The sequence below is a fragment of the Paenibacillus sp. FSL H3-0321 genome (assembly GCF_038002865.1).
In the GTDB taxonomy this organism is placed as follows: Bacteria; Bacillota; Bacilli; order Paenibacillales; family Paenibacillaceae; genus Paenibacillus_AQ.
Window position 1 is genome coordinate 1,879,230 of the sequence record NZ_JBBODH010000001.1, and the last position, 12,103, is coordinate 1,891,332.

Consider the following 12,103-nt stretch of genomic DNA (forward strand, 5'->3'; position numbering starts at 1 on the left):
TTGCAGTTCTAATCATACCTGCTTGCCGCTCAGCATTCCGGACACTTTGAACCTCTTATTCGGACTTCTGCATCCGCTTACAAAATATTGAAGCTGCAAAATCATCCGCGGCTTCTTTTTAATAACAGTTTCCAGACTTTTGTTTACGCTTTCCGGACTTTGCGCCGAAACGGCATCTTGTTCTTATGTTTTTTTCATATAAAGGTTTTATAATGATTTTGTTACTTATAAAAACGCATTCATAGAAATGGCTGCGCAGGAAAGGATACTGGATTTGGGAACTATGGCCAATACAACTTCAGGTAAAGCAGCAACCAAACTGTACCCTGTTCGTCATTATGTAAAAGTTATGCTTCTGATTTCATTCTCCGTGCTTGTTCTGGATTTGGCAATCAGCATCGCTTCTATTTTTATCGTCAAGCAGCAGTCCACAAGGTATTTGCAGGATACCGCTGACCTCTATATCAACCGGATCAATCATGATTTTGCTTACATTAATCACTATATGGGCTGGACACTGGCCAATGATGAAAGCCTCAACACGATGAACGCTTTCCGGATCAACAGCATCGAGTTCTTAAAATCAAATGAAAACCTGCATAAACGGTTCACCGAGCTGCAGAAAAACTACGGACTGGAGTATAACTTCTTCTACTATTTAAAGAATCAGTCCTACTTTCTGAATTGCGCACCGATCAGCGTGACCTATACCGACTATCGGGAGCTCAAGAAACAGATCATTTCCTATATAGATGATAAAGAGCTGTACGAGAAGTTTTATTCCAAATGGACGCCTGTCCTCGTAAACGGCAAATATTATGTGATCAACATTGTTCCCTATTATAACCGCTATCTCATCGGTCTCATCTCGGCGGATCATCTGATCCGCCCGCTGCGCCAGATCAATCTGGGAGCCAACGGTTATGCATCCCTCGTGGATGAGAGCGGCATCAGCCTTACCAGCCCGGTCTCCAACAGCGGCAAAGTGCTTCAGAACAATGATGGCGTTTTCAATCGGCTGCAGCCCCGTACCACGATCAGTAGTGAATTCACGAGTACAACGTTTAGCGCTGAGATGGTTATTAAATTCGGAGCCTTTGAGAAAATCATGATCGCCCAGCTGCTCATTATGCTGCTGTTCTTCATAGTCACCTCAACGATATGTGTCGTTATGCTCTTTTTCAAACGGAGGGTACTTGGCCCGATCCAAAGCTTCTCCGAGAATCTGGCACGCATTAATGAAGACGGGCAGCCGGCGGATCTGAAGAGCAGCAAGCTTATTGAGCTGGAACAGGCAAATGACCAGTTCAAAGACCTGGTGGAGCAGATCAAAACATTTAAAATTGCCATGTACGAGCAGGAACTGGAGAAACAGCAAATCCAGCTGGACTATATGAAGCAGCAGATTAAACCGCATTTTTTCCTTAACTGCCTGACCAGCATTTACAGCATGGCGCAAATTCAAATGTATCAGGAGATCGAGGATATGGCGATGTCGACCTCTAAGTATTTCCGCTATTTATTCCAGAACGGCGAGAATTTTGTTCCGCTGGAGAATGAACTTGAGCATGTGCGGATGTATCTGGAAATTCAGCGCCAACGTTACCGGGATGCCTTCGTCTATCATATCGAGATGGCTGAACAGGCTGGCAGCGTGATGATTCCTCCGCTCGTGCTGCAAACCTTCATTGAGAACTCCATTAAATATGCTATTTCCAGAGATTCGGAAGTGCAGATTAAGCTTACCGTCGGACGTTGCGCGGACGAGGAAGACACTGAGCTGACTATTATCCAAATTTCTGACACCGGACCGGGCTTTCCGCCGGAGGTTCTGGAGAAACTTCATTCCGGATTGCCGCTGGATCAGACGAAAGGCACACATATCGGCATCATGAACACCCTTAAGCGCCTGGAATACCTTTATGCTAAAAAAGCGGCCGTCAGCTTCTCCAATTTGCCGGAAGGCGGCGCTGTTATCACCTTGACCCTGCCGGATCAGCCGGATCTATCATCAGGAATGGAGAGAAGCTTATGAATATATTACTTGTGGATGATGACTATTACGTAATTGCCGCCTTGCAGAAGAAAATAGACTGGAAAATGCTGAATATCGAAACTGTGTATACGGCCAATAACGTGGCGCAAGCGCAGGAAATTCTGGAGAAGCATTCGGTGCAAATTCTGATATCGGACATCGAAATGCCGCAGGGGAGCGGACTGGAGCTTCTGGCGTGGATTCGTGAGCAGAATTACAGTATTCAAGCCATCCTGCTTACCAATTATGCTGATTTCAATTATGCGCAGAAGGCCATCGAATTGCAAAGCTTTGAGTATTTTCTCAAGCCAATCGAATTTGACAAGCTGATGCTAATCATTCAAAAAGCTGTCGTGCGGGCAGCGGAGCAGCAAAGCAACGAGCAGGCGATTCGGGGCGGTTACTTCTGGCAAAAGAATCAAGCGAAAAATCTTGAGCATTTCTGGCGCAAGCTGGTCAGCAGCAGCACATCCTTCCCGCTTAAACCGGGGGACATCGCCCATGCAATTGAAGAGCAGAATCTGTCCTATCAAATGGAAGATCTCCTGCAGCCCATATTGTTCAACGTGTTTCCCCACAATGGAAGCATGGGCAAAGAAGAAAAAGGCCTGTTTGATTTTGCGCTGCTGAATGTGCTGTACGAACTGCTGAACCATCCGGGCTTCTCCATAGAAAGCATCCTGGAAGTTAAAGACTATAACTGGATCGCCATATTAAAATGGAACGACCCGCCGGAGGACGCCGGGGTGCTTAGGGCGTTCAGTACCTCTTTTATCCAAAAAGCCAGTCCCTACTTAAAATGCGATGTCTGCTGCAATATCGGCCTGCCTGGCACACTAAGTAAGGTCGGGACAATTCTCAAACAACTGCTCACTATGGATGAGGAGCTGACCAAATGCCGAAATCAGACCTTCTCCGTGGAAGCGTACTCCCGGCAAAATAAACCACTCTACCTTCCGCCGGATCTGGCACATCTGGAGGAGCTGCTCAATCAGAACAAGCTTGCCGATTTTCTTGGAGAATCCATCTCGCATCTGAACCATATGCTGAGCAACAAAGCTATCGACACCTCTGTCCTGGGCTTATTCCGGCTGGATATTGTGCAGCTTGTGTATTCCTTTCTGAAGCTGAAGGGGATACAGGCGCATAAATTGTATACCGGCAAAACCAATGATCAGCTGCTGATGCATTCGCTGAGCTCCATTGAGGATATGGAGGAATATCTGAAGTATCTGGTCAACACCGCCATGGAATACCGTGACTTTGCTGCACAGCCCACTTCCATTGCCGAAGAGATCAAGGAGTATATCCATAAGCATTACGGGGATGATCTGACGCGCAATGACTTGGCGGAAATCGTCTATCTCAATCCGGATTATCTGGCCCGGCTGTTCAAGAGAGAGACCGGCGTCTCCCTTGGCAGCTATGTCATTCAAGTCCGGATCGCAGCCGCCAAGCATCTGCTGGAAACGACCCATATGTCCGTCTATACTATTGCCAATAAAACAGGTTACAACAACTACTCCTATTTCTCCAAGCTGTTCAAACAAGAGGTCGGCCTCTCACCCAACGAATATAAAAAGGAACAGCAGGCGCCGCCAGCACTGCATAATTACAAAGCATAGGCAAAGCGGGGGTGTCTATTGTTTAAGCGGGAATTGTTTCTGATTTCTTTTTAAAAAAACAAAAAAAATCGCCCTTTTAGTAAAATGGAGGTACCACCCAACCACTTCAATAAGGAGCGATTTCTCTGGAAGAAGATACTCCAGAAAACCACATGTTTGTGTTGTAATGCTGCCGTCAATCGACTTCTGCTCGTAGAAAATCTACTTATGGGACATCCCCTTATTCTGGCGAGACTGCATCACTCACAATTATTTGCTGCTGAAGGCAAACATGATCTCCGCCTGGCAGACCAGTTCTCCATCGACGGTGGCGGTTCCGTTGCCTTTGACAATCTGTCCCTTCACCCGGGTAACTTCGAATTCGAGCCGCAATTGGTCCCCCGGCTTTACTTGACGTTTGAAACGGCAATTGTCGATGCCCGTCAACAGTCCAATTCTATTGCTGTCTTCCTCTGAATTGGACATGGCAATACCACTGGTCTGTGCCAAGGCCTCAACGATGAGCACCCCCGGCATAACCGGGTACTCGGGAAAATGCCCCGTGAAGAACGGCTCATTAATCGTCACATTTTTAATCGCTACCGCTCGTCTTCCTTCTTCAAGCTCGATGACTCTATCGACCAACAAAAATGGATATCGGTGCGGGATTAGCTCCTTGATTCTATTTATATCAAACATAGAAAGACTCCTTCCGGTTATAAATCATTACCATTTTACCACATTATAAAAAAGAGGAAGCAGCGAGTTAAACTCTCACTGCTTCCCATTTTTATAAAAGTTATAGGCTGAAGCCCAGTTCTACCAGATGAAAATATCTTTATCCAGCAATCTCAACACAGCTTCAATGAAGAAATAGTCTCCGTAAATAATCGGAATTTCTTTGATTTCACTATGATATGCTCCCGTACCGCCACTGACAATCGAATCCTCCTCAGGATTCCAATTGCAGTATTTACGCTCGGTCGCCTGCAGGATCTTGATGGCGGAGCGGATATACAGCGGTTTCTCGTATTCGCTGACATGCCCGGCAATCTCAAGCAGACCGCAAGCCGCACATACCCCGGCAGTAGTGTCGTAACATACCGGTTCCGCCGGAGCGCGGAAATCCACGAGCGGGATGTAGCCGGTCTCAGCAACATTTGCGATAAAATAATGGGCTACCTGCTTTGCTGCATCGAGATATTCCGTTTTTCCAGTGTGTTTATAGCTCAGAGCCATCCCGTAGACCGCCCATGCCTGGCCTCTGCTCCACGAAGAACCGCTGTCAAACCCCTGACCTCCGGGATTATCGATAAACTCCCCGTTCTCGGGGTCCAACATGACAATATGATTCGAAGAACCGTCACCACGGATTGTTGTCTTCAGCACAGTGTCCGCATGATGGATGGCAACCGCTTTAAATCTGGGATCATTGACTTCCTTGGAGGCCCAATAGAGCAGTGGAATATTCATCATGCAGTCAATAATAATCCAGCCTGTACAATCATTCCCGGAATGAGAATTCCAGGCACGGATAAATTGTCCCAGCGGGTTGTAACGGCCAGCCAGCAGCGACGCGGCGTGCAATCCGCGGATTTTCGACTTTTCATTCCCGGTGATCCGGTAGTTCGCAACGGCGGAATGAAGCCACATGAAACCTACATCATGATGCAATCCCTCGAAGCCTTCCAGCGCCTCGTCCAGCCGGGCCTCCACGCCTTCCGCAGTGGTCCGGTAAAGCTCTTCTCCGGTGGCATGATACATTTGCCATAACATTCCCGGCCAGAAACCGTTGGTCCACCAGTAAATGTCCTGCTTGCCCATATCTATATATTTGCCGTTCTCGGCTTCAAATGGGATTTCCGTGCCGATTCTCTCACATTCCACAGCCATTTTCTTGCGGATCTTCCCCCATATTCCCTCCAGCCATTGCCGGTCATCGGTTGTCAAATGATATTCCATCTTCTGATCCTCTCCCTATTTCTTAGTAGGTATTCTTACTGCTCTTAAGAGAGCGGACGTTATCCTCCGGACAACTCAAAGCGCAGTGACAGCTTCATGTTCTGCTCCGTGCGGAGCACCGCAAAATCAAGAGCATAAAAGGTTACCAGGCGTCCACGATGAGCTTTATGCTGCAATTCCTGGATTTCCGGGGCCAGCAGCTTATTGTCAAAGACAATCCTTAAACCGGCTTGATCCGAAGAGAGGATGACTGCATCTTCTTCAATCCGCGGCTTCAGCGGGGTAATAAATCTTTCCGTAACAGATTCGGGCGGAGAAGTAAACTGGTAGCTGTCTTCCAGCATAAGTACAGGCTGACTTGTTTTGGTCCATGTGAACCGGCGTTTCAGCTGCAGCAAGCTGTTATCCGCATAGACCTGGGCCAGGTCTAGCGAGAAGGTCTCCGTCTGCTCCCCGCTCTCCATCTGAACATCGGCTGCCCGGTGCTGCGCACCCGGCGACTGGGCCATTCCGTTGATGATTGGAACAGAGTGTCCGAAGCTTGCATTACACAGAATATTGTAGCGTTCCGGGCCGAAATATCCGCTGGTATATTGCCCGGACCCCATATCTGCTAACAGTGTCGTCCCCTCGGCAAAAAGGATGAAATTGCCGACATCGTTATGATTATGCGGCTCATCGTTGTGCCCGCCCTTGGCGGCAAATACAAACCGCCGTCCCTGCGATTCATGCCGGGAAATTAACCACTGCGCTTCCGGCAGGTAGTAGGAAGCCGGCCTCCATGGCTGTCCCTCCGTCTCCCCATGCTGCCAGATCAGATTGCGTAACGACGAAGCCCAGCGGTAGCAATGATCCTCCATGTAAGCGGCCTCATAACTGCGCGACGGTATGTCAACCTCTTCAAACCGGGCATGCAGATAGTGGGACAAGCCCATAAACACGCCTGCTACTGTCCGGGTATCGGAGAAGCTCACGGTATGGCAATCATCAAGAAATGCTTTTTGCTGAAACATGGCAATTTGCCGGATTTTAGGTTCTGCCAGCAAATCGAGTGCTCCACCGGTCCGGGTCTTCAGCAGATCCGCAAAATAAACATAAAATCCGAATCCGTATTGCCAATAACCATACCCCTCCGTGCACGCGCCATCAGCAGGATAGCCTGACAGAAAGCTGTCCATCGCAGGAAGTACACGGGCTAGCACGACCGCCGTATCCTCGGCATTGTCCAGGATATACAATGCTGCGGCTCCGACAGAACCTGCGCAGACGGCCGCCCAATTATGCTTGGATTCTTCCCAAAAAAAGCTGCGCTCGGTGAATGGAGTCAGCACACGATGAAGAACCTCGGAGATGACCCGTTTACGTACAAGTTGCGGCAGATTATCCCCGTGCAGATGCAGTAATTCTGCAAGCGCAAAAGCGGTTTCCGCCGAGAATAGATCTATTGTGGCTGCCGGTACTTCCTTGCCCGCTGCAATCGAACCTTCGGGAAGCGCGGGATCATTCTCCGCCTCACCGGCAAGATGTGCCGGAACGCACCAGGTATACTCGTCGCAGACTGCCCATAAGGTATCGCACAGCGCATCACGGAACACAAGGTTATCCGGCTCCAGCCATGCCAGCAGCCCAAAGGTTCTCAGCCGGTTTCTCCTGTTGAAATAGACCGTCTCATACTCCATCCGGGTGCCTCTTTCGAAATAAATCCGAAACAATGTGTAAGAAAGCTCTGGAATCGCTGTCGCCAGCAGCGCTTCAGCCTCCGCCCGGATCTCTGCCAGCATGGGCTGCAAGGCCGGCGAACCGAGCACCTTCTGCCTCAGCAGCTCCGGATAATCAGCCAGATACAGCTTGGACGATTCCGTGCGCAGCAGCATTTGTTTTATTTCCTTGATTTCGAGCATTATTAACCCTCCTGATCAGTCCATCCCTTCATATCACCCAACCGAATACTGTCTGCCGTATTGAGTTATTTCCCCTCCTAGTTTACCTTTATAGTAATGCAAGTTCTTTGCGATTAATGTTTGATTTCTTGCGAATATTGCTATATGTGGAGGCCGTTAAACTTATGAAACATTCCCAGTATTATGAGAAAATTGCCGCGCCCTTGTTGGCGGGAATCGGAAATTCACCCTTATCGCCTACAAAAGATTTTCACATTCATGACCATTATGAAATTTTCCTCTTTCTGAACGGAACAGTGAACGGCTTCGTGGACCAGTATTGCTATCCGCTGCAAAGAGGCTCTGTGCTGGTATTCAATAATCAAGAAATCCATAAAATCATCAATTTGTCACCGGGACCCTATGAACGGGTAACCATCCATTTCAAAGCAGAGCTGGTGTATCCCTTCTGTACCGCGGAGACGAATCTCCTGGCCTGTTTCCAAAACCATCAACCGGGCAAGCAGAACATTTCCCATATGGACGAACCTCAGTTGAATGAATATATGCGGCTGGCTTCCCGGCTGATTGATGCGTTAAACCACCCGCAGTATGGCAGCGATGTGCTCGCCCTGACCTATCTTGTGCAGTTGCTGGTATTCATCAATGGTCTCTACAACAAGTCGCATTCCCCGGTTCCCAGCATTATTTCCGCCTTGATCGAATCGGCAATCCATTATATCGACAACCATCTGCATACCGGCCTTTCGCTGGAGCAGGTTTCCAGTGAGCTGGCCGTTGATAAATACTATTTAAGCCACCTGTTCAAACAACAAACCGGGGGCACCCTTTACCGCTATGTACTGCTAAAAAAAATAGCTTTGGCCAAGCAGCTGCTAGCTGGAGGAAAATCAGTATCCGAGACCTGCTACCTGGCCGGTTTTAATGATTATGCCAATTTCATCCGCACCTTTAAGAATATTGCCGGAGTTTCTCCCGGAAAATATAGCAGAAGCACCTGAGAAACCGGCCCATCTAGCCTGTGTCTTTGCAGCAGCGGAGCAAGTCCACTTCACCATACACCTCGCACCTTGCTTGACAAAGTTTCGATCAATACTTAGAATTAATATATCTTGATAATCTAGATAATCGTCAAATAACCTTCTCGTCTATCCAACATATTTTTCTGAAAGGGTGCGGAACAATGTCATTAGTCGTTTTATACGCTACAAAATCAGGAGCCACAGAGCAATGTGCCAAAATCCTTTCGGAAGAGCTTTCTCACTGTACGCTTTGCAATATTGATTCCGGGATACCAAACCTGGAGGAATTTGATAGTGTTATTCTTGGAGCTGGAGTAAGAGACGGAAAGCTGTATAAACCGATCCGCGATTTCATCAAAAAAAATCAAACCGAACTGCTGAAAAAGCGTGTGGGTTACTACATTTGCAACGAAAAGCCAAAAAAAACGGAAGAAATCATCGAGGCGAATTTTCCTGAGGAACTAAAAAAAGCAGCGGTCTGCATTGAATCCTTTGGCGGTTATAAGGCCTATGCCGCGCCGAAGGAAGGCACGGATCAGCTGAAAGGAATTTTCGTAGATAGAATAAAAGCATTTTCCGAAAAGTTCAAAGAAGATTAAAATACAAATCTATAAACATTCCCATATAAACCTTTTTATGTTATGTTGGATATATATGGGAGGTGATCGATGCTGCAAGCCTAACTTATGCTTCTGTGAGTAACCTTCAGTTGAATTCTCCATTTCTTTCGGCAGTGCTGGCTTCCGAAGCAAGTTCAATATCCATTTGAGGAGGAACTATGAATGAAATCCGGCAAATTATTTTCGTTCCGCAGCATTAGTCTAGTGGCTCTGGCTTGCGTCCTCATCCTCTCCCTCTCACTCCCTCAGAAGCAGGCAGCAGCGGCAGGCACATCAGTCAAAGGATTTTATGTAAGCGGTTCCAGTTTGTACGATGCAACCAATAGCCCTTTCGTAATGAGAGGCATTAACCATGCACATACCTGGTACAAAAACGACCTGGAAACGGCCATTCCGGCCATAGCGGCCACCGGCTCCAATGTCGTTCGCATCGTGCTTTCGAACGGCAGCAAATGGTCCCTCGACAGTGTGGCAGATGTCCAGCATATTCTGGCGCTGTGCGATGAGTACAAGCTGACCGCTATGCTTGAAGTTCATGATGCCACTGGTTCAGACAACATCTCTGATCTGAACGCTGCCGTAAATTACTGGATTAGCATAAAGGATGCGCTGATCGGCAAGGAAGACCGGGTCATCGTCAACATTGCCAACGAATGGTTTGGTTCCTGGAGTACGGCTACCTGGGCCAGCGGCTATCAATCCGCCATTCCTGCCCTCCGGGCCGCGGGAATCAGAAATACGCTGGTCGTGGATTCCGCCGGTTGGGGACAATATCCAGGTTCGATTTTCAACAGCGGCAATGCAGTGTTTAGCTCCGATCCGCTCAAAAATACGATTTTCTCCATTCATATGTATGAGTATGCCGGTGGCACAGCCACAACAGTCAAAAGTAATATCGACAGTGTTCTGGCCCTCGGTCTGCCGGTTATTATTGGAGAATTTGGGTACAAGCACACCAGCGGCGATGTTGATGAAGCGACGATCATGAGCTATTCGCAGCAGATAGGAGTAGGCTGGCTGGCCTGGTCCTGGTACGGTAATGGCGGCGGTGTCGAATATCTGGACTTGGCCAGCGGTCCGGCAGGCACGCTCTCGGAATGGGGAAATACCGTTGTGAACAGTGTGTACGGCACACAGGCAACCTCTGTTCTGAACAGAATCTATACAACGCCCGGTTACGTACCTGTTCCCGACAATGGAACCACTCCAACTCCAGCCCCAACTCCAGCCCCAACAACGCCGTCACCAACAGCAACCGTCGCACCTACACCTACCCCAACTGCAGCCCCCACAGGACTTGCCCTCTACTACCGGGCTGCGGATACGAACATCAATGACAACCAGATCAAACCCCATTTCAATATCAAGAACAATGGGCCCTCCGCAGTCAGCTTAAGTGACTTACAAATACGTTATTACTTCACCAAGGATGGGACACAATCGCTAAATGCCGTTATTGATTGGGCGCAAATCGGTGCAGCCAACATCACTACCGCATTCGGCAGCTTCAGCGGCACTTCCGCTGATTCCTATGTGGAGCTCACCTTTGGTTCAAACGCAGGCAGTCTTCCTGCCGGGGGACAGACCGGAGATATCCAGCTGCGCCTGCATAAAAGCGACTGGAGCAATTTTAACGAAGCCAATGACTACTCCTTTGACCCAAGCAAAGTGGATTTCAGCCCATGGGATCATGTTACCCTGCACAAGAACGGCATCCTCATATCCGGCATTCGGCCTTAAAATGTGACTTTCCATCACCCGGTACGAAGTAACCCTATAGCGGTGGCCCATTCGGCCTTTGCCTGTAAGACGGGCAGGGTCCGAAGGACCGCCGCTTTTCTATTGTAGTTCGACTGCAGACTTATTAAGGACTTATTATTCCTGCCGAATTTCATCAGCGGCTGATTTCAAATAGGCAATTAGATCAGCTACCTTATTCGCGACAGCTAATTCCGCCTGCGAAAGTCCAATGATATTAATCGTGCATGCTTCTGTTAGAGATTCACATGTATTATCGATCACGGTAAGCACATTTTGACGCAACTCGGAGCCTGCCGACTTCACGATTGGCTCTTGAACCAATTGATAGCCGCCCCGAACCGGATTGGCATAATGCCCCCCGCTATTACGCACAAGATCACGTATTGCCCCTGTATACATGCCAGTAGTAAATTTCGCACTGTTGGAAGAATGCCGTTCAACATAACTTCGCATTCCTTCAATGCCATGTATCGCACCATCTTGAAGCAGTTGTTTAATATAATATCTGATTTCCTCAGCGTTTGAGCTAAATTGTTCTCCACTCATTCTAATCAACTCCTACTCTTTATAAATTGCACAATCCTATATTCGCCTTAAGTATACAAGTAAAAAAGTATGCATACAATCAAAAAAACTTCTGAACTTTAGAAGTTGCAATAAAAAGTAAAGATTAAACTTACATTCTATAGTTCTCTATAAAAAATAAACCTTGATTTCTCAAGGTTTTCACACGTAGGCCGGGGATAAAGTGATTATAATTCTTAAAGCTTGTAGCGTTCGTAGTAGTCTTCTGCTTGAATCTCAAGCGTTGCATAATCGGTAATCCCATTTTTCTTAAAGAAGTTGTCATATGCTAACTCGTCTGTAAATCTGTTTTTTGTTTTGAATTTAAAATAGCTGAAAATTTCCTCACATGATCCAGTAAGTTCTTCCCTATACTTGCGGTTCCTGTTGTAGCTTTTGAGGCCTTCTAGTATCTGTGTAGCCTCATTCCGGTTAAACGGCTTTCCTGTGAGATACATCTGAATCTTGGACACCGCTGTTGTGCCAGCCTGACTTCCATCGTATTTCATAATGAACAGCACCTCTCCTACCTTCGTATATTTTGCTTTTCTTCTAGCATTCAGAAGCTTCTTATCCTCATACTAACCCACAAAGAACTAATTGTCAAGAAGTTTAGAAGTTCTAATGTTTAAGT

General features: G+C 47.6%; 10 protein-coding genes. 5 read left to right on the plus strand and 5 right to left on the minus strand.

Annotated elements, in window-relative coordinates:
- The first annotated feature begins 283 nt into the window (after positions 1–283).
- Both MHI45_RS08365 and MHI45_RS08370 read left to right on the plus strand, forming a co-directional pair.
- A complete protein-coding gene (locus tag MHI45_RS08365) occupies positions 284–2,035 on the plus strand; it encodes a sensor histidine kinase (protein WP_076113416.1) in 1,752 nt (583 codons plus the stop codon).
- Positions 2,032–3,660, plus strand: coding sequence for a response regulator transcription factor (locus tag MHI45_RS08370; protein WP_341118960.1), 1,629 nt, complete (start codon positions 2,032–2,034; stop codon positions 3,658–3,660). Before MHI45_RS08365 ends, MHI45_RS08370 begins: the two co-directional genes overlap by 4 nt.
- A gap of 249 nt (positions 3,661–3,909) precedes the next feature.
- Here the strand turns inward: MHI45_RS08370 and fabZ are convergent, their stop codons facing one another.
- The 3 genes from fabZ to MHI45_RS08385 all read right to left on the minus strand — a co-directional run bounded on the left by fabZ (position 3,910) and on the right by MHI45_RS08385 (position 7,502).
- A complete protein-coding gene (gene fabZ, locus MHI45_RS08375; protein WP_076113398.1) occupies positions 3,910–4,338 on the minus strand; it encodes a 3-hydroxyacyl-ACP dehydratase FabZ in 429 nt (142 codons plus the stop codon).
- Between the two features lie 120 nt (positions 4,339–4,458).
- Positions 4,459–5,601 carry a glycoside hydrolase family 88 protein gene (locus MHI45_RS08380; protein WP_341118961.1) on the minus strand — a complete coding sequence of 381 codons (1,143 nt, stop codon included), beginning with the start codon at positions 5,599–5,601 and terminating at the stop codon, positions 4,459–4,461.
- Positions 5,602–5,660: 59 nt separating this feature from the next.
- Positions 5,661–7,502: a heparinase II/III family protein gene (locus MHI45_RS08385; protein ID WP_341118962.1), complete on the minus strand. Its 1,842-nt coding sequence runs from the start codon at positions 7,500–7,502 to the stop codon at positions 5,661–5,663.
- A gap of 164 nt (positions 7,503–7,666) precedes the next feature.
- On the opposite strand from MHI45_RS08385, the gene MHI45_RS08390 reads away from it, so the two are divergent.
- From MHI45_RS08390 to MHI45_RS08400, 3 genes are all read left to right on the plus strand, one after another.
- Positions 7,667–8,503, plus strand: coding sequence for an AraC family transcriptional regulator (locus tag MHI45_RS08390; RefSeq protein ID WP_179091842.1), 837 nt, complete (start codon positions 7,667–7,669; stop codon positions 8,501–8,503).
- Between the two features lie 182 nt (positions 8,504–8,685).
- Complete coding sequence (locus MHI45_RS08395; protein ID WP_340897166.1) at positions 8,686–9,123, plus strand: flavodoxin domain-containing protein; 438 nt, start codon at positions 8,686–8,688, stop codon at positions 9,121–9,123.
- Between the two features lie 183 nt (positions 9,124–9,306).
- On the plus strand, positions 9,307–10,884 hold the full coding sequence (locus MHI45_RS08400; protein ID WP_076113401.1) for a cellulase family glycosylhydrolase: 1,578 nt from the start codon (positions 9,307–9,309) through the stop codon (positions 10,882–10,884).
- Between the two features lie 135 nt (positions 10,885–11,019).
- Here MHI45_RS08400 and MHI45_RS08405 read toward each other — a convergent pair whose 3' ends face one another.
- Both MHI45_RS08405 and MHI45_RS08410 read right to left on the minus strand, forming a co-directional pair.
- On the minus strand, positions 11,020–11,451 hold the full coding sequence (locus tag MHI45_RS08405; RefSeq protein ID WP_076113402.1) for a hypothetical protein: 432 nt from the start codon (positions 11,449–11,451) through the stop codon (positions 11,020–11,022).
- Positions 11,452–11,666: 215 nt separating this feature from the next.
- On the minus strand, positions 11,667–11,978 hold the full coding sequence (locus tag MHI45_RS08410; protein WP_076113403.1) for a hypothetical protein: 312 nt from the start codon (positions 11,976–11,978) through the stop codon (positions 11,667–11,669).
- Positions 11,979–12,103 lie beyond the last annotated feature (125 nt).